The organism is Micromonospora sonchi, from assembly GCF_014646235.1.
GTDB classification, from domain to species: domain Bacteria; phylum Actinomycetota; class Actinomycetes; order Mycobacteriales; family Micromonosporaceae; genus Micromonospora; species Micromonospora sonchi.
Genome location: NZ_BMNB01000035.1, coordinates 44,076 through 65,900 on the forward strand (window position 1 = coordinate 44,076; position 21,825 = coordinate 65,900).

A 21,825-nucleotide genomic window follows, 5' to 3' on the forward strand; every position below is an offset into this window, starting at 1 on the left:
TGGCGCGACGGCGTGCTGAGCACGACGACCCGGAGGTGACGGTGTCCAACCACATGACCGCCGGCGGCATGGGCGGTTGGAGCATGCTCCGGTCGATGCGCAGCCGCGACGAGATCTCCACCCACCGGTTGCAGCGCGGTGTCGCCCGCCGCATCGTGGCGTTCGCCCGGCCCTACCGCCGCGACATCATCGTCTTCCTGATCACGGTGATCGTCGCCGCGGTGATCGGGGTGGCCACCCCGCTGCTGGCCGGTGACGTCATCGACGCGATCACCCGGGGCGGTCCCGACGCCGGCGCGGTGGTGATCCGGCTGGCCCTGTTCATCGCCGCGCTCGCGGTCGCGGACGCGCTGCTCTCGCTCGCCCAGCGGTGGTATTCGGCGCGCATCGGCGAGGGCATCATCCTCGACCTGCGGACCCGGGTCTACGACCACGTGCAGCGGATGCCGTTGCAGTTCTTCACCCGCACCCAGACCGGTGCGCTGGTCAGCCGGCTCAACAACGACGTGCTCGGTGCGCAGCGGGCCTTCACCTCGACGCTGTCCGGCGTGGTCAGCAACGTGATCCAACTGGTGCTGACCGCCGCGGTGATGCTCACCCTCTCCTGGCAGATCACCGCGCTGTCGCTGGTGCTGCTGCCGGTGTTCATCATCCCGGCGCGGCGGGTCGGCCGACGGCTGGCCGAGATCACGCGTGAGTCGTACAACCTCGACGCCAAGATGAACGCGACCATGACCGAGCGGTTCGGGGTCGCCGGCGCGCTGCTGGTGAAGCTCTTCGGCCGGCCGGACGCGGAGGCCGCCCGGTTCGCCGCCCGCGCCGAGCGGGTACGCGACATCGGCATCACGTCCGCGATGTACTCGCGGACCTTCTTCGTGGCGATGCTGCTGGTGGCCTCGCTGGCCCAGGCCCTCACCTACGGCCTCGGCGGCTGGCTGGCGGTGACCGGCGACGTCAGCGCCGGCACGGTGGTCACCCTGGCCCTGCTGCTCACCCGGCTCTACGGCCCGCTCACCGCGTTGAGCAACGTGCGGGTCGACGTGATGAGCGCACTCGTCTCCTTCGACCGGGTCTTCGAGGTGCTCGACCTGGAGCCGGCGATCAGGGAGCAGCCCGACGCGGTGCCGGTGCCCCGGGGCGCAGGCACGGTGGAGTTCCGCGACGTGCGCTTCCGCTACCCCAGCGCCGCGGAGGTTTCCCTCGCGTCGCTGGAGGAGGTCGCCGCCCTGGATCGTACGGTGAACGAGCCGGTGCTCAAGGGCGTGTCCTTCCGGGTCGAGCCGGGGCAGATGGTGGCCCTGGTCGGCCCGTCCGGCGCCGGCAAGTCCACGCTCTCCATGCTGATCTCGCGCATCTACGACGTCACCGACGGCCAGGTCCTGGTCGGCGGGGTGGACGTGCGTGACGCCACGCTCGACGCGCTGCGGGACGAGATCGGCGTGGTCACCCAGGACTCTCACCTGTTCCACGAGACCATCGCGGAGAACCTGCGCTACGCCAAGCCGGAGGCCACCGACGACGAGTTGTGGGCGGCGCTGGCCGGCGCCCAGGTCGCCGACCTGGTCCGGTCGCTGCCCGACGGGCTGGACACCACCGTCGGCGAGCGGGGCTACCGCTTCTCCGGCGGCGAGAAGCAGCGGATCGCCATCGCCCGGCTGCTGCTCAAGGCACCGTCGATCGTCATTCTCGACGAGGCGACCGCACACCTGGACTCGGAGAGTGAGGCGGCGGTGCAGCGGGCGCTGTCGGTGGCGCTGACCGGGCGTACCGCACTGGTGATCGCGCACCGGCTCTCCACCGTCCGGGACGCCGACCAGATCCTCGTCCTCGACGAGGGGCGGATCGTCGAGCGGGGCCGCCACGACGAACTGGTCGCGGTCGGCGGTCTCTACGCCGAGCTCTACCGCACCCAGTTCGCGGTGGCCGACTCGCGGTCGCCGTACGCCGACGCGACCGGGCCCGAGCCGGTGGTCATCCCGACCCGCGAGTACGTCGCCGACGAGGCGCTGCCGCCCGCCGCCGCCAACTGACGCCGCTTCCTTCGCCCGTTTCCTTCCCGGCAGCGGACGCAAGCCTCGCGGGGTGAGCTTGCGCGCAACCATGAATCGCTGGCCTGATGGTTGCTCGTAGGCGTACACTCGTCTGCGAGTACTCGGGCGCGAGGAGATGTCGGGATGGCCAAGCGACGCAAGGTCGGCAACCTGATGGCACTGGCCGTGCTCTCCGTTCTGGCGCACCGACCGATGCACCCCTACGAGATCGCCTCGGCGTTGCGTGGCTGGGGCAAGGACCAGGACGTGCCGATCAAGTGGGGATCGCTCTACACGGTCGTCGGCAACCTCGACAAGCACGGCTTCATCACCGCGGTGGAGAGCGCACGCGCCGGCCGGCGTCCCGAACGGACGGTCTACCGGATCACCGAAGCCGGCCGGGCCGAGCTGGTCGACTGGGCCCGTGAGCTGCTCGCCACCCCGATGGCCGAGTACCCGCAGTTCCGGGCCGGCCTGTCGGTCCTGGCCGCGCTGCATCCGGACGAGGCCGCCGACCTGTTGCGACAGCGACTGAGCCAGGTGGTCGAGAACATCACCGAGGGCCGGTCCGCGCTGGCCGAGCACTCCACCGGAGTGCCCCGGCTGTTCCTGATCGAGTCCGAGTACGACCTGGCGCTTCGGGAAGCCGAGGCGGCCTGGATCCGTACGGTCCTCGCCGACTTCGACTCGGGCACCTTCCCCGGGCTCGACCAGTGGCGGGCGTTCCACGAGACCGGGGAGATCCCGGTCGAGGTGGCAGATCTCGCGGAAAGGACCAGCAGGCCCAGCGGAGGGGACCAATGACCGACATACGGACAGCGATCATCATCGGCGGCGGGATCGCCGGCCCGGTCACGGCGCTCGCGCTGCACAGGGCGGGCATCGCGGCCACCGTGTACGAGGCGTACCCGAGCACCGCCGACGGCATCGGCGGCACACTGGCGCTGGCACCCAACGGCGTCGCGGCCCTGCGGATCGTGGGCGCGGACGAGCTGGTGACCGACATCGGGACGCCGATCCACCGCAGCGTGCTGGCGATCGGCGCCAACCGTATCGACCTGCCCGTCCTGACCGGCGTCCCGCCGCTGCGCGTGGTGCACCGCAACGCCCTGCACCGGGTGCTGCATGAGCGGGCGGTCGCCGAGGGCGTTCCCATCGCGTACGGCAAGCGGCTGGTTGCCGCGCGGGAAACCGCGACCGGGGTCACCGCCGAGTTCGCCGACGGGAGCACCACCAGCGCGGACATCCTCATCGGAGCCGACGGGGTGCACTCCACGGTGCGCGCGCTGATCGATCCGCAGTCGCCGGGGCCGCGGTACACCGGCGTGCTCGGGTTCGAGTCGGTGGCGGAGCACACCGTGGCGGCCGAGCCGGGCACGATGACCTTCACCTTCGGTCGGCGCGGGTACTACCTCTACTGGCCGGAGCCGGGCGGCGGCACCCGCTGGGGCGCCAACCTGCCGCAGGACCGGCCGATGAGCCTGGCCGAGGCGAGGGCGGTGCCCTCCGCCGAATGGCTGCACCGGCTGCGGGCCGTCTACGGCGACGACGATCCCGGTGCCGCGCTGATCCGTACCAGCGACCCCGACGAGTTGCGGATCTCCGGATCGCTGCACATCATGCCTCCGGTGCCGCACTGGCACCGGGGCCGGATGGTGCTGGTCGGCGACGCGGTGCACGCGCCGTCCAACAGTTCCGGGCAGGGGGCGTCGCTGGCCATCGAGAGCGCCATGCAACTCGCCCGCTGCCTGCGTGACCTGCCGGACGTACCGGCGGCCTTCGCGGCGTACGAGCGGCTGCGCCGGGCCCGGGTCGAGGGCATCGCCGCCCGCGCGGCCCGGATCAACCACGCCAAGGCACCCGGACCGGTCGGGCGGGTGGTCATGCCGGTGATGATGCGGCTGCTGATGAAGGTCGCGATGAGGCCGGAGAAGACCCTCGGCCCCGAGCAGCGCTACGCGATCGACTGGGCGGCCTCGGCCGCCACGGAGCAGCCGGCCTGAGTCCGGCGTACGCACCTTCGGGCTTCATCCCGGAAGGGTGGCCTGGCGTAGCTCGGCGAAGGCGGCCCCGAGGGTCTGCGGCGTGAAATGCGCGTTCAGGCCGCTGGGATTGGGCAGCACCCAGAGCCGGGCGCCGGCCAGCGGCTCCGGCTGCGGGCCGAAGCCCGCCTTCGGCCGGGCGAACCCGATCCGGTACGCGGTCACCCCGACCACCGCCACCCAGCGGGGCCGATGCCGGGCCACCTTGGTGGCCAACGTCTGCGCGCCGGTGACCAGCTCGGCGGGGGTCAGCTCGTCCGCGCGGGCGCTGGCCCGGTCGACCAGATTGGTGATGCCGAGCCCCGGCCCGGGCAGCTCGTCCTGCTCGCTGGGGTGCAGCAGACGCGGGGTGAATCCGCCCCGGTGCAGCGCCGGCCAGAACCGGTTGCCGGGGCGGGCGAAGTGCCAGCCGGTCGCCGCCGACCACAGCCCCGGGTTGATCCCGACGAAGAGCACGTCCAGCCCGGGGGCGATGACGTCCGGCAGGGTCCGGTCGGCGGCCGCCGCCAACTCCTCCCGGCTGGGCCGCGGGTTCACCCGGCCGGCGTGCCCGTCGTCGCCGCCAGGCGCGGCCGTCACAGGCCGCGCAACGCGCCACCGTCCACCGGGACGGTGACCCCGGTGAGGTAGCTCGCCGCGGGGGAGAGCACGAAGGCGGCCACCCGCCCGAACTCGGCCGGGTCGCCGATGCGGCGCAGCGGGATGCCGGCCTCCGCTTCGGCCTGCGCCCGTTCGGGATCACCGGTGGCGGCGAACAGCTCCCGGTTGCGGTCGGTCATGATCCGCCCCGGCAGCAGCCCGACCACCCGTACGCCGCGTGGGCCGTACTCGTCGGCGACGTCCTTGGCGACGCCGGCCAGGCCGGGGCGCAGCCCGTTGGAGATGCCCAGCCCGGGCACCGGGCCACGCGCCGAGGTGGAGAGCACCAGCGCGATCGCGCCGCCGTCGGGCAGCGCGGTGGCGACGGTGCGCACCGCGCGTACGCTGCCCAGGAAGACCGTCTCGAAGGACTGCCGCCACTGTTGGTCGTCGACCGAGGCGGCGCTGCCGGGCGGTGGCCCGCCGACCGAGACGAGCGCGCCGTCGAGCCGACCGAAGTGGCGTCGGGCGGCGTCGACCAGCCGTTCGGGCGTGGCCGGGTCGGCCAGGTCGCCGGTGATGCCGATGGCCCGCTCCGGCCCGCCGAGGCCGGCCGTGGCGGCGGCCACCGCGTCGTCGCGCCGGGCGGACAGGACCACCCGCGCTCCGTCGGCCACCAGGCACTGCGCGGTGGCGTAGCCGAGGCCACGGGAGGCGCCGGTGAGTACGTACACCCGGTCGGTCAGTCCGAGATCCATGCCGTCGATCCTCCCGCAACCGATCCGCCCCGGCATCTCCGGCCCGCCAGCCGGTGCGCGGCGCCCGGTGCCCGGCGGTGCGGGTGCGCGGTGTGCGGTGCGGGTGCGGGTGTGTTAATAAGGGGCCCTTCCTATACACGAGGCGTTAAAAAGGGGCCCTTCCTTTCACCAGCCGCAGGCGGGCGGCGAGCTGGATGGCGAGGGTGGTGACGGCGGGAAGCCGGCGGCGGCGTGGTGGGCGCTGGCCGTCGTAGCGGAAGAGCGCCTCCCGTACGGCCAGCTCTCGAGCACCGAGCGGCGGTAGCGTTCCGCGAGTGCGCAGCGTGCGGGCCAGATCCCAGCCGTCGCGCAGCCCGCCACCGGTGGGCCGGTCCGCTGCCCACTCGGCGAACGTCGCGGACCAACGCGCGCCGAGCCCGGCGGCGAGTAACGGCCAGTGCCGGGCGACCTCGCCGGCGCGTTTGCGCAGCAGTGCGGCGCGGGCGGCGGCCAGCGGGGCCGGCGCGAAGCCTGGTGGCGGCGCGGCGCCCGCCACCAACGCCGCCACCAGCCGCGCCTGCCGGTCGGCCAGTGAACCGGGCGCGGCGGGGGCGCCGCCGCGGGGGTCGGCGGCGGTCACGTCACCACTGGGAAGCCCGCGGCGTGGGCCACGGCGTCCAGTTCGGCGCGCAGGTCGGCGGCGGGCGGGTAGTGTCCGTCGCGCTCCAGCAGCACCGCCGGTGGGCGGTGCCGGGAACACAGCTCGGCGAGCAGGTCCAGCACCGCCGCCGGGACCGGGTCGGTGTGCGTGTCGTGGTAGAAGCCGCCCTGCTCGGCGCCACCGGCGATGTGCAGGTACGCGATCCGCTCCAACGGCAGGCCGTCCAGCAGCGCGACCGGGTCGGTGCCCCGGTTGCGGGCGTTGGCGTACACGTTGGCAATGTCGAGCAGCAGCAGCGCGCCGGTGCGGTCCAGGATCTCGGTCAGGAACGCCGCCTCGTCGAGTTCGTCGTCCGGCCAGTCGAACAGCGCCGCGATCGGCTCCAGCGCGAGCGGCACCGGCAGTTCCGCCTGCGCCCGCGCCACGTTGGCGCAGACCACGTCGACGGCTTCCCGGGTGCGCGGCAGCGGCAGCAGGTGCCCCGCTTCCAGGCCGCCGGCGCGCACGAAGGCGATGTGCTCGCTGACCAGTGGGGCCGCGACGAGGTCGGCGACCGCCGCAAGGTGGGCCACCCGGGCCGGCTCGACCGGTTCCGCGCCGCCGAGGGAGAGCCGCACCCCGTGCGGTACGACGGCCACGCCGCGCTCCCGCAGCTCGGTCAGCCCGTCCGGTGGCGGGCCCGCCACCGGCACCGCTTCGGCGATGACCTCGACGAAGCGCAACCCGGGCAGCTCGGCGACGAAGCCGGCGATCTCCGGCCGCCAGCCGATGCCCACCCCGTCCGGGCCGGTCATCCGCCGCACCCTCCGCCGCAGCCGCCGCCCCCGCCGCAGCCTCCGCCGCCTCCGTCGCCACCACCACCGCCACCGCTGCAACTGTTTCCGCAGCCGCCTGTACCGCTGGTCGTGCCGCCGTAGCCGGCGTCCTTCGCTCGCAGGTGGATGTCGGCCTGCTCGGCGAAGGCGGGATCCATCGCCCAGAGCGACGCGGTGCCGTAGAGCCCCATCGCCATCGCCACCCCGGCAGCCCCGTAGATGGCGTACGCCGGATTCGACGCGGGGGACAGGTGCCGATGGCGCGTGCGTAGGGTGCCCAGCGCGGTGTCGGCCGCCCGGGTGCGCCAGGGCATCCGGACGAACAGCACGGTGGTGAGCACCGCGAGCCCGCACACGATGAGCACCAGGTACCAGACCGGACGGCCGTTGGCCAACCCCGCGACGATCCGGAAGAGGCCGAGCAGCAGCAACGCGACCAGCAGCAGCGGGCCGAGTCGTAGGGCTGCCCGCCGGGTCTGGCCGACCAGCAGGCCGTGCCGTTCCAACCCGTCGCGCAGTTCGGTGAGCGCGCGGTCGACCCACTCGGTGCGGCGCAGGTCGCGGCCGTAGGCACCCTGCGTCGCCGCGTAGTGGACGGCCCGGTCGAGCTGGCTCGCCGCGGGCGGCAGCGGTCCGCCGACGGTCAGCCGGCGGTTCGCGTCCACCCCGATCACGCCCTGGCTGCGCAGGGTGGCGAGGGAGGCCCAGACCGCGAGCTCCTCCCGGCCGTTGAGGTAGGCGACCTGTTGGGGATTGAGCTGGTCGGGCGGGGGTGCGGACCAGCCCGCCAGCAGGGCCCGGCGGTGGATCAGTACGCCGGCCACGAACAGCACTGTCGCCGCCAGGTAGAACGCGAGGAAGGTGCTGCTGGGAACGCCCCAGGTGTCGAAGTCTGCAGCGAGAGCCGTCATGGTCTGCTCCTGTCGCGCGAGGGAACGCGGCTTCATTGTGAGCGGCCACGCCAAGGGATGCTCGCCCGAGGTGGCTCAGTTACCTGGCCGTTACCTGCGCCGCACGGCCTCCTCGACCAGATCGAGCACCGGGCCGAGGTCGCCGGCCGGTCGACCCATGGCCAGGTGCAGCACCAGGCCGTCGTAGGCGAGCTCGAGGAAGCTGGTCAGCACGTCGATCGGTACGTCCTCGCGGAGCACGCCGGCCTCCCGCTGGCGGACCAGCCGCTCCTGGGTCGCCTCGGCGATGGCGGCCGAGCGTTCGGCCCAGCGCTTGGCGAAGGCCGGGTCGGTACGCAACCGCCGCGACACCTCCAGCTGGCTACCCAACCAACCGGTGGTGTCCGGGGAGACCGCCCGGGCGAGCAGGTCACGCATCACCTGGACCAGGCCGTTGCGGGCCACGGTCTCCACCATCGCCGCCGCGTCGTCCTCGGCGACGGCCAGGAAGAGGGAGTCCTTGTCCCGGAAGTGGTGGAAAATGGCGCCTCGCGACAGCCTGGTCGCCTCCTCCAGGCGGCGTACCGTGGCACCTTCGTAGCCGTGCCGGGCGAAGCAGGCCCGGGCGGCGGCGAGGATCTCCTGCCGGCGGGCGTCGAGCTGGTCCTGACTGACTCTGGGCACGTCCCGATCGTGTCAGCTCACCAGGGGTGATGCAAACCGTACGTACGGCTTGGGAGTGGCGACGGGGCCAGGGCGTCCGGTGACGGACCGATCCGAACGGGTAACACCCGGCCCTGTCGGCGGAGTGCCCGATTCCCGTAAGGTGCCCGAGTGCCGCTGCTCCTGCTGGACCTGGACAACACCCTGCTCGACCGGGCCGGGCCGTTCCGCGCCTGGGCAGAGCGTTTTCTGGACAGCATCGGCGCGCCGCCGGACGACGTCGACTGGCTGTTGTCCATCGATGCCGACGGGCTGACCGACCGCTGGGACGTCGCGGACGCCATTCGGGACCGCTATCGCCTCCGGATTCCCTCCATCGATCTGGTCGAGGCGCTGCACGACGGGGTGGTCGAGTTCACCCGGCTCGATCCGCTGGTCGCCTGCGCGTTGCGGATCGCCGACGACGCCGGCTGGACGCCGGTGGTGGTGACCAACGGCGCGGTGCGCCAGCAGGACACCAAGATCCGCCGCACCGGGCTGGACCGGTACATCGCCGACTGGGTGATTTCCGAGGAGGCCGGGGTCAGCAAGCCCAATCCCCGGATCTTCGCGTTGGCCGCTCAACGGGCCCGGATGCCGCTGCGCGGTGCCTGGGTGATCGGTGACGGTCCGGAGGCCGACATCGGTGGCGCCACCGCGGTCGGCCTGCCCAGCGTCTGGCTGCACCGGGGCCGACCGTGGACGGACGTCCGGTTCGCGCCCACCGCGACGGTGGACACCGTGATCGCCGCCATCGCCGTGATCATGAGGGCGTGACCAGGCCCGGGTCTGGGGGGGTCGGCGAGCGGCACGGCACGGTCGCGGGCCGTCGGTTCCTCACTGCAGGTAGCGCTCGACCTCCGGCACCGGTCGGGCGCCCTGCGCGTCGGGGTCGCCGTGGGCCTGGCGGGCGGCCCGGCGGCGGCGGAGCAGATCCCAGCACTGGTCCAGGGACTCCTCCAGATCGCGCAACCGGTTGCGGGCCTCGTCGTCGGTGCCGACCTCGTTGGCCTGCGCCGTCGCGCGCAGTCGATGTTCCTCGTCGACCAGATCCGAGATCCGGCTCAGGATGGTCTTGTCGTCCATATCCCTGAGCCTGGCACAGCGAGGCGGGCGGCGCCCGGATTCCTTCCGGCCAGGCCACCGGGTTGGCGGGGACGCTTCCGTGGCGCTGCTGGTCGCGTTCCCGCCGGGTGAACGGTCACCGGGCATGATCAAGATCACCGGTGCTGTGGCAGGGGAGCCGTCGCCGGGCCGGCCTGGGCTGCCGCCGGCCTGCCCGGCGTACGTCTCGATTCCGTCCTTGACCAGGAACAACGTGGCATCTGGCGATCTCGTGCCTGCTCCGGCGGGGCCCGCGAGGCTGGTTTGCGCCGGCCTTCCGTTGTGGACGGCGGGAATGTCGACCATGAAGATTTCTCGTCACGCGACTAGTGAGGAGCGCCATCGCGGTGTCATGCTCATTGCGACCGTGGCATTTCGAAGAGTGATGCCCCCTACCCCTGGGGCCATCGCAGGCGGGAGCAACAACCACATGTCCGTCCAAACCAGACGTGCGGGATCCATACCCTTCCGGCACACGGTGCCGAGCCTGATGCGTGATCCAGCCCGCGCCCTGGTCGAGTTCGGCGAGCGGTCCGGAGGCGAGGTGGTGAAGCTCAACCTCGGTTCGTTGCGCCCCTACCTGATCACCCACCCCGACCATCTTCAGCGGGTGCTGCGCGAGAAGTCCGACAACTACGTCCGAGGCGGCGACGGTCTACAGTGGCGGCCACTGAAGCGGCTGTTCGGCGAGGGCATTCTCGGCGACGGTGAACACTGGACGAACAGCCGCCACATCCTGCAGCCGCTGTTCACGGCCCGGCGCATCGACGGGCTGGTCGACCGTCTCGCGGTGGCGATCGAGGAGGCCATCGGCGAGCTGGAGGAGCCGGCGCGGACCGGCCGGCCGGTGGACATGGGCAAGGTGCAGGCCCAGATCGTCTGTTCGGCGACCATGCGGATCTTCTTCGCCGACAAGATCACCGTGCCGGATGCGATGCGGATCATGCAAGCGCAGGACGCCATCGCCTGGTCGGTGATGCCCCGGATCCTCGTGCCGTGGGCGCCGCTGGCCGCGCCCATGCCCGGCGACCGGACGTTCCGGCGCGCCGTGCAGCTCATCGACGACCTGCTGCTGCCGACGATCCGGGCGGCGCGGGCCACCGCAGACGATGACGTCGACGCCGACGACATCATCTCCACGCTGTGGCGAGGGCGCACCGAGGACGGCGGCCGACTCGACGAGCGCCAGGTGCGCAACGACACGGTGGCGATGGTCGCCACCACCACCGAGACCACGATCAGCGTGCTCACCTGGCTCTGGCCGCACATCGAGCAGAACCCGGCGATCGCCGCCCGGCTCTACGAGGAGCTCGACCAGGTGGTCGGGGACCAGCCGGTACGCCGCGAGCACCTGCGCGAGCTGCGCTACACCCGGCAGGTGCTCGACGAACTGCTGCGGCTCTATCCGGTCGGCTGGCTCTTCCCCCGGATGGCGGTCGAGGAGGACGTGATCGGCGGAGTCCGGATACCGGCCGGCGCCACCCTGGTGGGCAGCCCGATGATCACCCAGCGGATGTCGCAGTTCTGGGACCGGCCCGAGGTCTTCGACCCCGACCGGTTCAGCCCGGAGCTGGTCCGCAGCCGGCCCAAGTACGCGCACTTCCCGTTCGGGGGCGGTCCCCACCAGTGCATCGGAATGCACCTGTTCTATCTGGAGGCGACACTGATCGTGGCCACTTTGCTGAGTCGGTTCCGGCTCCGGCTGTGTCGAAACGTCGTGCCCGGCATCAAGGTGGCCGCCGCGTTGCGCCCCCTCGACCGGGTCGAGGTGACCCTGCGACGAGTGCAGGGCGTTGCGGCGTGAACGCGTTGACCGGTATCTCGCCGGGCATCGGCGACGACCAGATGAGCGCAGCCGCCGAGCAGGGGCGGATCTGCGCCCTCGCCGCGAAGGGGCAGCGTGATCTGGCGGGGATCGCCGCATCACATCCGGATCTCTTTCCGGGCCGGCCGTTCGACGCGGCGCTGTTCTCGACCGTGGCCATGACCGTCGCCTTCAACGCGCCCTGGCGCGAACTCGCCCAGCTGCGGCTCACCAACCGGGCGGTGCTGTGGGCGTTCGCGGTCGACTGGCTGATCGACCACGAGGCCCGATCGCGCGACGAGATCGACGGGCTGACCGCCCGCTGCCTCGCCGTGATCGACGGCGACGCGCCGGAGGAGGGAGACCTGCTGGGCGCCTTCACCGCCGAGATGCGCGACGAACTCGCCGCGGCGCCGGCCTTCGCCGCATACCGTGAGTGCTGGCGCGAGGAGAGCCGCAAGGTGCTCGCCGCCATGGCCCGGGAGTGGAGCTGGAAGCAGAACCCGGGCCGGCTGCCCAGCCTCGACGACTACGTGGACAACTCGGCGAACCTGGCCTCCACCGTGGTCAACGTGGTGCACTGGATGCACTCCGACGACGCGGCCACGCTGCGTCACCTCGACGCGCTGCTCGCCACCAGCGACCAGGTGCAGCGGATCCTACGACTGGTCAACGACGTCGCTACGTATGAGCGCGACCTACGTTGGGGAGACCTCAACGCGCTGTTGCTGGTGCCACGTGTCGACGTCGAGCGGCGGATCGTCGAGCTGGTGGCACAGGCCCGGCGGATGCTGGAGCCGCTGCACGGCAGCTGCCCGGTGGAGGCGAACTACCTGGCCCGCCAGCTCGGCTTCAGCAGCGGCTTCTACCAGTCCACCGACTTCTGGGGCGTGTCGTGACCGCCGCGATCGTGGCCCGCGCCGGGCAGGGGCCCGCGCTGGCCGGCGCCGTGGGCGAGCTGCTCGCCCTGCTGGAGCGGGAACCACACGGGCAGGTGAGCAGCTCGGTCTACGAGACCGGCCGGCTCGTCGCCGACGCTCCCTGGCTCAGCGGGCACCCAGAGCGGCTGGCATACCTGCTCCGGCGGCAGGGCGACGACGGCAGCTGGGGCCCGACCGGCGGGTACGCGTTGGTGCCCACGGCGAGCGCGGTGGAGGCGCTGTTCGCCGAACTGGTCCGAGCCGAACCGTCCAGCCGGGCCGGTCCGGCTCGTTCCGCACTCGTTCCCGCTGCCGCGCGTGGTCTGGCGGCGCTGGACCGGCGGCTCGCCGACGGCGGGCCCATGCCGGACACCCCGGCGGCCGACCTGATCGTGCCGGCCCTGACCACCCGGATCGGCGCGCACCTGGCCCACCTGGACGACGCGGGCCATCCGCCCCTGCCGGGTGCCCCCCGGGTGCTGCCCCCGGTGGATCGGCGCCGACTCGACGGGGTCAGCACACTGCTCGCCACCGGTCGCCCGGTGCCCAGCAAGCTCTGGCACGCCTACGAGGTGCTCGGTCCGGCCGCCGCCGGGCGTACCGAGGTCGCCCCGATCGACGGTGCCGTGGGCGCTTCTCCGGCGGCCACCGCGGCCTGGCTCGGTCAGCGGGGCGGCGCGCCGCGCGCCGCGCGGGCGTACCTCGATGCCGTGGTGGCTCGGCACGGCGGTCCGGTGCCCTGCTGCACCCCGATCACGACCTTCGAGCGGTCCTGGACCCTCGCCACGCTCAGCCGGGTGGGGCTGGTCGCTCCGGTGCCCGGGCTGGTGGCGGAGCTGGCCGCCGCGCTCGGCCCGGAGGGCGCGGCGACCGGCCCGGGGCTGCCGGCCGACGCCGACACCACCTCGGCGACCCTGTACGCCCTCGCCCGGCTGGGGCACCCGGTGGATCCGGTCAGCCTGCTCCACTACGACCTGGGCAGCCACTTCTGCACCTGGCAGGGGGAGGACGGGGACTCGATCACCACGAACGCGCACGTGCTGGAGGCGCTGGGCTGGCACGCCCGGCACACCCGGGACGGTGCCGAGCGGTACGCCGCCCGGGTGACCCGGATCGCCGGCTGGCTGCGCGACGTCCAACGGCCGGACGGGCGGTGGGCGGACCGCTGGCACGCCTCGCCCTACTACGCCACGTCCTGCGCGGTCCTCGCCCTGGCCGCTTACGCGCCGTCCGAGGTTGCCGATGCGGCCGTCGACCGTGCCGTGGAGTGGGTGCTGGACACCCAGCGCGACGACGGTGGCTGGGGCCGTTGGTCGAGCACCGTCGAGGAAACCGCGTACGCGGTGCAGGTGCTGCTCGGTGTGCGCCGGCCGATTCGGCCGCGAGTTCGGGAAGCGGTCCGCCGGGCACTGGAGCCATTGTGCATCGAGCAGACCGAGCACCCATCACTGTGGCATGACAAGGATCTCTACACCCCGGTGCTGATCGTCCGGGCGGCGGTGCTCGCGGCCCGACAAATGGCGCTCGCGGTGACCGATCCGCCGCGCGGTGACACATTCGTCCCAGTCCACCATGGAGCTGACCAGGGCATGATCACGACCGCTTGAGTTGGTGCGGTGACGCTGTTAGCGTGCGCCGGGGTCGGTGCGCGTGACGCGCCTGCTGACTGACAGATCAACTTGTTCAGGGCCAGGGACGGTGTAATGGGTTCCCGCAGTTCGAATCTGCGTACCAAGGTCGTGGCTCTGTTGGCCTCGCTGGTGGCGCTCTGGGCCTTCACGGCCTGGGTCACCGTCCGAGACGGAGTCAACCTGCTCGCGGTGCAGGTCTACGACGTCCGGGTGTTCGATCCCACCGAGCCGCTGCTGCTTCAACTTCAGTCGGAGCGGCGGAGCTCGGTGGTCTACCTGGGACGCCCGGACGATGCGCTGCGGAGCGAGCTGACGCAGTTGCGGCAGCGTACGGACCAGTTGGCGGCGGAGTTCGCCGAGTCGGTCGACAGCTGGCAGGTCCGCCTGCTCGGCAGCAAGGATCTGCACGAACGCATCGCGCTGCTGCAACATGGCCTCGACGGGCTGCGCGACACCCGGGTCGCCGTCGACAAACACAACATCGGCCGTAGCGAGGCTGGCGCGGCGTTCACCGAGGTGATCGAGTCGATTTACCAGGTGTACGACGAACTCGGCAACCTCGACGACGACGAGGTCGCCGAGAACACCGCTGAGCTGATCCGGCTCAACCGGGCTCGCGAGCTGCTGTCCCAGCAGGACGCCATGCTCGCCGGCGTGCTGGCCGCCGGCCGGATCACCACCGCCGAGCGGGCGGAGTTCACCCGGGTCGTGGGTGCCCGTCAGTTCCTCGCGGAGCAGGCGGTCGTCCGGTTGCCCGACGTCGACCAGCAACGCTACGCGCAGATGATCGCGGGCCCGAACTTCCGGCGGCTGGCGGAGCTGGAAGACAAGGTCATGGTCGGCTCGACCACTTCGCGGCTGCCGTTCGACAGCCAGGACTGGGCCGAGGCCATGGGTGCGGCCATGGTCGAGATCGCCGATGTGGTGCTGGCCGGCGGCGACGAGATCGTCAAGAGCGCCGCCCCGGTCGCGGTCGGGGTCATCGTCCGGCTGGTGCTGGCCGCCGGTCTCGGTCTGCTCGCGGTCATCGCCTCGGTGATCGTCTCGGTCACCACCGCGCGGGCCCTGGTCCAACAGTTGCAGCGGCTGCGCGACGCCGCCTTCCAGCTCGCCAACGAGCGGCTGCCGAGCGTGGTGGACCGGCTCGGCCGCGGTGAGCAGGTGGACATCAGCAAGGAGGCGCCACCGCTGGAGTTCGGTGACGACGAGATCGGCCAGGTGGGCAAGGCCTTCAACGTGGTGCAGGAGACCGCGGTCCGGACGGCCGTGGAGCAGGCCGAGCTGCGCCGGGCGGTCCGGGACGTGTTCCTCAGCCTGGCCCGGCGCACCCAGGCCCTGGTGCATCGCCAGCTCACCCTGCTCGACGCGATGGAGCGGCGGGAGCAGGACGCGGAGGAACTGGAGGACCTGTTCCGGGTCGACCACCTGGCCACCCGGATGCGGCGTAACGCCGAGAACCTGATCGTGCTCTCCGGCTCGACCCCGGGCCGGGCCTGGCGGCGTAGCGTGCCGATGGTGGACGTGATCCGTGGCGCTGTCGGTGAGGTCGAGGATTACACCCGCGTCCAGGTGCTGCCGATCACCGGCGTGTCGCTGGCCGGACGGGCGGTCGGCGACGTCATCCACCTCCTCGCCGAGTTGATCGAGAACGGGCTCTCCTTCTCCCCGCCGCACACCACCGTGGAGGTGCGCGGGCAACTCGTCGCCAACGGCTTCGCCATCGAAATCGAGGACCGTGGCCTGGGGATGACCGAGGAGGATCTGGCCGCCGCCAACCACCGCATCGTGGATCGCTCCGAGCTGAACCTCGCCGACGCGTCCCGGCTCGGCCTCTACGTGGTGAGCCGGCTGACCGACCGGCACGGGGTACGCGTACGGCTCCAGGAGTCCGCGTACGGCGGCACCAAGGCAGTGGTGCTGGTCCCGACCGAACTGATCATTGTGGACGGTGCTGAGGCAGGCGCTCCGATCGGCACGCGGACCGAGGCGCCTGCCGTGGCCGGTCCGGCCAAGGCCGCCGGGGCTGCCGTGGCCGGTCCGGCCAAGGCCGCCGGGGCCGAGAGCCCGGCCGCGCCGGTGGCCCTCGCCGCGCCGGGAGCGCCGCCCGCATCCCGTCCGGCCGGGGCCGAGGAGGCCGCGGCCGAGCCCGGCAAGGATGCGGCCGTCGAGATCAACCTCGGTGCCGCCGACGGCTCCGGCCTGCCGACCCGGTCCCGGCGCCGGCCGGGAGGTCACTCCGCACTGGACGGGCCGACCCTTCCGATCGGGCTGCCGGTCACCTCGCCGAAGGCCGAGGGCGGCCTGTGGACGCCGCACCGGCTGCCAGAGCCCACCGACGGCCAACCGGCCGCCTCGCCGCCGGGGCACGTGGGGGCACCGGAACCGGGCGGCGCGGCGCCCACGGTCGCGCCGGGACCCGTGGTGGCACCGGAGCCGGGCGGTGCCGCCGAGGTGGAGGCCGAACCGGACCGCACCGAGTCGGGTCTGCCGGTCCGCATCCGGCAGGCGAGCCTGGCGCCGGCGCTGCGGGCCGATCCGGAGACCCTGGAGGAGGACGAGGACGTCATCCGCGAACCCGAACAAGTGCGGCGCATGATGAGTTCGTACCAGACGGGCACCCGGCGTGGACGCACCGACGCCGCGCGGTTGCTCGGCGGTAGCGGTCAGCCGGCTGGCGGGAACGAGTCCGACGGCGCCGACCAACAGGCGACCTGAGGGTCAATCGGGCGGCGATCCGCACGGCCGCCGGTCAGGCCCAGATGAGCACGGCGATGAGCCGGGGGAGAAGAGGACGACGAAGTGGCGCAGAAGACGGCTTCGAGTGCCGACCTGACGTGGTTGCTGGATGATCTGGTCGGCCGGGTCAAGCAGGCCGAGCACGCGGTCGCGCTGTCCGCAGACGGCCTGCTGATGGCCTCCTCGCAGGGGCTCAGCCGCGACGACGGCGAGCACCTGGCGGCGATGGCGGCCGGCATCCAGAGCCTGGCCCGCGGCGCGGGCAAGCGGTTCGGCGGTGGCCAGGTGCAGCAGACAATCATCGAGATGCAGTCGTCCTTCCTGTTCGTCACAGCCGCCGGTCGCAACGCCTGCCTCGCGGTCCTGGCCAGTGAGGACGCCGATGTGGGGCTGATCGCGTACGAGATGGCCATGCTGGTGACCCGGGTCGGCAAGCACGTCGCGTCACCGACCCGATCAGCGGACAACGGGGAGAAGTAAGGCGTATGACACTTCAGGGAGAATCCGCCGAGCACCAGTGGGTTGACGACCATGCTGGTCCGGTGGTCCGTCCGTACGCGGTGACCGGCGGCCGGGCCCGCCCGGTCACCGGCACGTTCGACCTGATCTCCCTGGTGACGGCGACCCGCAAGGACGTGTCTCCGGAGATCGGTCTCGGCCCGGAACATCTGGCGATCGTCGGACTGTGTCAGCGGATGCAGTCCGTCGCCGAGATCGCGGCACATCTGGACCTGCCGGTGGGCACCGTACGGGTCCTGCTTGGTGACCTGGTGGCGCGCAGCCTGGTACAGATTCGGGAGCCGCAGAGCACCGTCGGCATTCCCGACCACAGCATTTTCGAGGCGGTTATCAATGGACTACGGGCACTCTGAGCGGCCGCCGGGAGCGGCCACACTGCCCACGGCGATCAAGATTCTGGTCGCGGGCGGCTTCGGGGTGGGCAAGACCACGATGGTCGGCGCGGTCAGTGAGACCCGTCCGTTGCGGACCGAGGAGGTGCTCACCGAATCAGGGGTGGGCATCGACGATCTGTCCGGCGTCGAGGCCAAGCAGACCACGACCGTGGCGATGGACTTCGGTCGGATCACCATCAGTGACGATCTGGTGCTGTATCTCTTCGGGACCCCGGGGCAGGATCGGTTCTGGTTCGTCTGGGACGAGTTGTCGCTCGGCGCGATCGGCGCCGTGGTGCTGGCGGACACTCGCCGGCTGGCCGACTGTTTCCCCTCCATCGACTACTTCGAGGGACGGGGCACTCCGTTCCTGGTCGCGGTGAACTGCTTCGAGGGGGCGCGAGAGTACCGGCTCGACGAGGTGCAGGCCGCACTGAATCTCGACCCGGAGGTGCCGGTGCTGCTCTGCGACGCCCGCAGCCGGAGCTCGGCCAAGGAGGTGCTCATCACCCTGGTGGAGCACGCCATGAAGGTCCGGGACGCCCGCCGCAGCGTCGACTGACGACCGGGACCGGCACGGTCCCACCCAACGTCGAAGGGCTCCTTCCCGCACCGGCGCGGGAAGGAGCCCTTCGCTCCTGGTACGTCAGCTGACGATCATGCGCCGCAGCACGTACTGCAGGATGCCGCCGTGCCGGTAGTACTCCGCCTCACCCGGGGTGTCGATGCGCACCACCGCGTCGAACTCCACCCCGCTGTCGGTGGTGACCCGCACGGTGCGCGGGGTCGAGCCGTCGTTGAGCGCGGTCACCCCGGTGATGGTGAACGTCTCGGTGCCGGTCAGCCCCAGCGAGTCGGCGTTCTCGCCGGCCGGGAACTGCAGGGGCAGCACACCCATGCCGATGAGGTTGGAGCGGTGGATCCGCTCGTACGACTCGGCGATGACCGCCTTCACACCGAGCAGCATGGTGCCCTTGGCCGCCCAGTCCCGCGACGAGCCGGAGCCGTACTCCTGGCCGGCCAGGATGACCAGCGGGATTTCCGCCTGCTGGTATGCCATCGAGGCGTCGTAGATCGAGGTCTGCTCGCCGGTCAGGTGGTTGACCGTGAAGCCGCCCTCCACCCCCGGGACCAGATGGTTGCGCAGCCGGATGTTGGCGAAGGTGCCCCGGATCATCACCTCGTGGTTGCCCCGCCGGGAGCCGTACGAGTTGAATTCGTGCCGCGGCACGCCGTGCCCGGCCAGGTACGTCCCAGCGGGGGAGTCGGCCTTGATGGAGCCGGCCGGGGAGATGTGGTCGGTGGTCACCGAGTCGCCCAGCTTGGCCAGCACACGCGCACCGGCGATGTCGGCCACCGGCGTCGGCTGCTGCCCCATGCCCTCGAAGTACGGGGGCTTGCGGACGTAGGTGGACTCGCTGTCCCAGGCGAAGGTGTCCCCGGTCGGCGTGGGCAGGGACTGCCAGCGCTCGTCGCCGGCGAAGACGTCGGCGTACGCGGAGCTGAAGCCGGTGGCGCCGATCGCCGAGGCGATGACGTCCTGAATCTCGGCGGTGCTCGGCCAGATGTCCCGCAGGAACACCGGCTTACCCTCGCTGTCCTCGCCGATCGGCTCGTTGGCCAGGTCGATGTCCATCGTGCCGGCGAGGGCGTACGCGACCACCAGCGGCGGCGACGCCAGGTAGTTCATCTTCACGTCCGGGTTGATCCGGCCCTCGAAGTTGCGGTTGCCAGAAAGCACCGACACCACGGCGAGGTCGGCCTCGTCCACCGCGGCGGAGACCGCCTCCGGCAGCGGCCCGGAGTTGCCGATGCAGGTGGTGCAGCCGTAGCCGACCAGGTGGAAGCCGAGCTTCTCCAGGTACGGCGTGAGGCCCGCCCGCTCGTAGTAGTCCATCACGACCTTCGAGCCGGGCGCGAGGGTGGTCTTCACCCACGGCTTGCGGTTCAGGCCCTTGTCCACCGCGTTCCGGGCGAGCAGCGCCGCGCCGATCATGACCTGCGGGTTGGAGGTGTTGGTGCAGGAGGTGATGGCGGCGATCACCACCGCCCCGTGGTCCAGCTCGTACCCGGTGCCGTCCTCGCCGACCACGTGGACGGGATCGCTGGGTCGGCCCTTGGCTCCGGTTGCCGCCGACATCAGCCCGCGCGGCCGGTCGATCGGGTCGTTTATCTCATTGGCGGGCGGGTCGCTGGCCGGGAACGACAGGGCGCTGGCGACGTCCGCCGGCCCCTTGACCGGCTTCCGCTTGCCTTGGACATAGTCCGGGAGCGCAGCGCGGAACAGCGTCTTCGCGTTGCCCAGCGGCACCCGGTCCTGCGGGCGCTTCGGCCCGGCGAGCGAGGGCTCGATGGTGGCCAGGTCGAGCTCCAGGCGCTCGGAGTACTCCGGCTCGGCGGACGGGTCGTGCCAGAGACCCTGCTCCTTCGCGTACGCCTCGACCAGCGCGACCTGCTGCGGGTCACGCCCGGTCAGCTCCAGGTAGCGGACCGTCTCGGCGTCGATCGGGAAGATCGCGACGGTGGAGCCGTACTCCGGCGACATGTTGCCGATGGTGGCCCGGTTGGCCAGCGGCACCGCGCTTACACCGGGGCCGTAGAACTCGACGAACTTGCCGACCACGCCGTGCTTGCGCAGCATCTCGGTGATGGTGAGCACCAGGTCGGTGGCGGTGGTGCCGGCCGGCATCTCGCCGGAGAGCTTGAAGCCCACCACCCGGGGGATCAGCATGCTGACCGGCTGACCCAGCATGGCGGCCTCGGCCTCGATGCCGCCGACGCCCCAGCCGAGCACGCCCAGGCCGTTGACCATCGTGGTGTGCGAGTCGGTGCCGACCACAGTGTCCGGGTAGGCCTGGCCGCCGCGCTCCATCACGGTGCGGGCCAGGTACTCGATGTTGACCTGGTGCACGATGCCGGTGCCGGGCGGCACCACCTTGAACTCGTTGAAGGCGCTCTGCCCCCAGCGCAGGAACTGGTAGCGCTCCTTGTTGCGCTGGTACTCCAGCTCGACGTTGCGCTCGAAGGCGTCCTGACGGCCGAACAGGTCGGCGATGACCGAGTGGTCGATGACCAGCTCGGCGGGGGCGAGCGGGTTCACCTTGGTCGGATCGCCGCCGAGGTCGCGAACGGCCTCCCGCATGGTGGCCAGGTCGACCACGCACGGTACGCCGGTGAAGTCCTGCATCAGCACCCGGGCCGGGGTGAACTGGATCTCGACGTTCGGGTCCGCGGCCGGATCCCAGGCACCGAGCTGGCGGATGTGGTCGGCGGTGATGTTCGCGCCGTCCTCGGTCCGCAGCAGGTTCTCCAGCAGGATCTTCAGGCTGTAGGGGAGCCGTTCGTGGCCCTCCACCTTGTCAATCTTGAAAATCTCGTAGCTCGCGTCTCCGACGCGTAGCTGGGTCTTCGCACCGAAGGTGTCGAGGCTCGCCACGTCGTACTCCTTCACACCAGCGACCGTGAGTAGTCCTGAGCAGTCTGTCGCACCGGGCGGAGCGCCGCCGTGCTTAGGCGACACTTACCGGCGATTCTCGCTATCAACAAAACCGTACGTCCGTCTTGCTATCAGGTCAACTCGATGCCATCGTGTGGACGGGGGGTTCAATTCATGATCCATCACGTTCAGCTTGCCTGCCCGCGAGGATCCGAGGCTGTCTCACGGGCCTTCTACGTCGGCCTGCTCGGCCTGGCCGAAAAACCCAAGCCGCCGGCCCTCGCGGCTCGCGGTGGTTGCTGGTTCAGTGGGTACGGCGCCGAACTGCACCTAGGCGTGGAGGACGACTTCCGTCCAGCCCGCAAGGCGCACCCCGCCCTGCTGTGGCCCGACCTCGATGCCCTCGCCACCCGGCTGACCGCCGCCGGATATCCGGTCACCTGGGGCGACGACGAACTGCCGGGGTTGCGTCGCTTCCACACCCAGGACGTCCACGGCAACCGCCTGGAGTTCCTCGCCCCCGCAACCTGACCCCACCCCACCGCCGCGGTGGCGGGCGGCACGCCCGAAGGCGACAACATCGGGGATGTTGCTGCCTCGTCGTGGCCTGACACAGCAACATCCCCGATGTTGCCGCCTCCTCGCGGAGAGCGCGGCGAGCGCGGGTGGGGACGACGAAGGGCCGACCCCGTGTTGGGGTCGGCCCTTGTCGTTGGGGTGGATCGTCAGCTGGTGGCGGAGTAGCCGCGGGTGGCGATCCAGTTGGCGAGGGTGTCGGTGTTCATCTGGTAGGTGGCCTGGGTGGGGTCGGCGGAGTCGGCGATGGTGACGGTGTCGCCGTTGTC

20 protein-coding genes and 1 pseudogene are annotated in these 21,825 nt (G+C 71.5%); 12 read left to right on the plus strand and 9 right to left on the minus strand.

Translation table 11 applies throughout. The features are described from left to right. The first annotated feature begins 53 nt into the window (after nt 1-53). The 3 genes from IEY61_RS26650 to IEY61_RS26660 all read left to right on the plus strand — a co-directional run bounded on the left by IEY61_RS26650 (nt 54) and on the right by IEY61_RS26660 (nt 4,033). Nucleotides 54-2,030 (plus strand): ABC transporter ATP-binding protein, encoded by a 1,977-nt coding sequence (locus tag IEY61_RS26650; RefSeq protein WP_189049211.1) that lies wholly within the window; start codon nt 54-56, stop codon nt 2,028-2,030. A 144-nt stretch (nt 2,031-2,174) separates the two neighbouring features. Then, the gene (locus IEY61_RS26655; protein WP_189049172.1) at nt 2,175-2,834 is read left to right on the plus strand and encodes a PadR family transcriptional regulator; all 660 of its coding nucleotides are present in this window, start codon (nt 2,175-2,177) and stop codon (nt 2,832-2,834) included. Beyond that, nucleotides 2,831-4,033 (plus strand): FAD-dependent oxidoreductase, encoded by a 1,203-nt coding sequence (locus IEY61_RS26660; protein WP_189049174.1) that lies wholly within the window; start codon nt 2,831-2,833, stop codon nt 4,031-4,033. Before IEY61_RS26655 ends, IEY61_RS26660 begins: the two co-directional genes overlap by 4 nt. A gap of 24 nt (nt 4,034-4,057) precedes the next feature. Here IEY61_RS26660 and mug read toward each other — a convergent pair whose 3' ends face one another. From mug to IEY61_RS26690, 6 genes are all read right to left on the minus strand, one after another. Continuing rightward, the gene (mug, locus tag IEY61_RS26665) at nt 4,058-4,609 is read right to left on the minus strand and encodes a G/U mismatch-specific DNA glycosylase (RefSeq protein ID WP_189049176.1); all 552 of its coding nucleotides are present in this window, start codon (nt 4,607-4,609) and stop codon (nt 4,058-4,060) included. A gap of 38 nt (nt 4,610-4,647) precedes the next feature. Then, nucleotides 4,648-5,409 (minus strand): SDR family oxidoreductase, encoded by a 762-nt coding sequence (locus tag IEY61_RS26670; protein ID WP_189049178.1) that lies wholly within the window; start codon nt 5,407-5,409, stop codon nt 4,648-4,650. Nucleotides 5,410-5,554: 145 nt separating this feature from the next. After that, the gene (locus IEY61_RS26675) at nt 5,555-6,028 is read right to left on the minus strand and encodes an SCO6045 C-terminal-like domain-containing protein (RefSeq protein WP_189049180.1); all 474 of its coding nucleotides are present in this window, start codon (nt 6,026-6,028) and stop codon (nt 5,555-5,557) included. Further along, nucleotides 6,025-6,843, minus strand: coding sequence for an MbnB/TglH/ChrH family RiPP precursor modification enzyme (locus IEY61_RS26680; protein WP_189049182.1), 819 nt, complete (start codon nt 6,841-6,843; stop codon nt 6,025-6,027). Before IEY61_RS26680 ends, IEY61_RS26675 begins: the two co-directional genes overlap by 4 nt. Next, nucleotides 6,840-7,775 carry a TIGR04222 domain-containing membrane protein gene (locus tag IEY61_RS26685; RefSeq protein ID WP_189049184.1) on the minus strand — a complete coding sequence of 312 codons (936 nt, stop codon included), beginning with the start codon at nt 7,773-7,775 and terminating at the stop codon, nt 6,840-6,842. Before IEY61_RS26685 ends, IEY61_RS26680 begins: the two co-directional genes overlap by 4 nt. A gap of 90 nt (nt 7,776-7,865) precedes the next feature. Beyond that, nucleotides 7,866-8,438 carry a TetR/AcrR family transcriptional regulator gene (locus tag IEY61_RS26690; protein WP_189049186.1) on the minus strand — a complete coding sequence of 191 codons (573 nt, stop codon included), beginning with the start codon at nt 8,436-8,438 and terminating at the stop codon, nt 7,866-7,868. Between the two features lie 150 nt (nt 8,439-8,588). On the opposite strand from IEY61_RS26690, the gene IEY61_RS26695 reads away from it, so the two are divergent. Further along, nucleotides 8,589-9,233: an HAD family hydrolase gene (locus tag IEY61_RS26695; RefSeq protein WP_189049188.1), complete on the plus strand. Its 645-nt coding sequence runs from the start codon at nt 8,589-8,591 to the stop codon at nt 9,231-9,233. Between the two features lie 60 nt (nt 9,234-9,293). Here the strand turns inward: IEY61_RS26695 and IEY61_RS26700 are convergent, their stop codons facing one another. Next, the gene (locus IEY61_RS26700; protein ID WP_189049190.1) at nt 9,294-9,542 is read right to left on the minus strand and encodes a DUF2630 family protein; all 249 of its coding nucleotides are present in this window, start codon (nt 9,540-9,542) and stop codon (nt 9,294-9,296) included. Nucleotides 9,543-10,020: 478 nt separating this feature from the next. Between IEY61_RS26700 and IEY61_RS26705 the strand changes: the two genes are divergently transcribed. From IEY61_RS26705 to IEY61_RS26735, 7 genes are all read left to right on the plus strand, one after another. Then, on the plus strand, nt 10,021-11,364 hold the full coding sequence (locus IEY61_RS26705) for a cytochrome P450 (protein ID WP_373293222.1): 1,344 nt from the start codon (nt 10,021-10,023) through the stop codon (nt 11,362-11,364). Then, on the plus strand, nt 11,361-12,263 hold the full coding sequence (locus tag IEY61_RS26710) for a terpene synthase family protein (protein WP_229706462.1): 903 nt from the start codon (nt 11,361-11,363) through the stop codon (nt 12,261-12,263). Before IEY61_RS26705 ends, IEY61_RS26710 begins: the two co-directional genes overlap by 4 nt. Beyond that, nucleotides 12,260-13,891, plus strand: a complete 1,632-nt coding sequence (locus IEY61_RS26715) for a prenyltransferase/squalene oxidase repeat-containing protein (RefSeq protein ID WP_229706463.1) — start codon at nt 12,260-12,262, stop codon at nt 13,889-13,891. Before IEY61_RS26710 ends, IEY61_RS26715 begins: the two co-directional genes overlap by 4 nt. 96 nt (nt 13,892-13,987) lie before the next feature. Beyond that, nucleotides 13,988-16,630: a nitrate- and nitrite sensing domain-containing protein gene (locus IEY61_RS26720; RefSeq protein WP_189049195.1), complete on the plus strand. Its 2,643-nt coding sequence runs from the start codon at nt 13,988-13,990 to the stop codon at nt 16,628-16,630. Between the two features lie 84 nt (nt 16,631-16,714). Further along, a complete protein-coding gene (locus IEY61_RS26725) occupies nt 16,715-17,131 on the plus strand; it encodes a roadblock/LC7 domain-containing protein (RefSeq protein ID WP_189049197.1) in 417 nt (138 codons plus the stop codon). A 5-nt stretch (nt 17,132-17,136) separates the two neighbouring features. Then, nucleotides 17,137-17,523, plus strand: a complete 387-nt coding sequence (locus IEY61_RS26730; RefSeq protein WP_189049199.1) for a DUF742 domain-containing protein — start codon at nt 17,137-17,139, stop codon at nt 17,521-17,523. After that, a complete protein-coding gene (locus tag IEY61_RS26735) occupies nt 17,504-18,106 on the plus strand; it encodes a GTP-binding protein (RefSeq protein WP_189049201.1) in 603 nt (200 codons plus the stop codon). The genes IEY61_RS26730 and IEY61_RS26735 overlap by 20 nt, the downstream gene beginning before the upstream one ends. 84 nt (nt 18,107-18,190) lie before the next feature. On the opposite strand, the gene IEY61_RS26740 is transcribed toward IEY61_RS26735, so the two are convergent. Continuing rightward, complete coding sequence (locus IEY61_RS26740) at nt 18,191-20,995, minus strand: aconitate hydratase (RefSeq protein ID WP_189049203.1); 2,805 nt, start codon at nt 20,993-20,995, stop codon at nt 18,191-18,193. Between the two features lie 159 nt (nt 20,996-21,154). Between IEY61_RS26740 and IEY61_RS26745 the strand changes: the two genes are divergently transcribed. Then, entirely contained in the window at nt 21,155-21,511 is a 357-nt protein-coding gene (locus IEY61_RS26745; RefSeq protein ID WP_189049205.1) for a VOC family protein, read from the plus strand. A 194-nt stretch (nt 21,512-21,705) separates the two neighbouring features. On the opposite strand, the pseudogene IEY61_RS26750 reads toward IEY61_RS26745, so the two are convergent. Further along, nucleotides 21,706-21,825 (minus strand): annotated as a pseudogene (locus tag IEY61_RS26750) (C39 family peptidase); the annotation flags it as partial.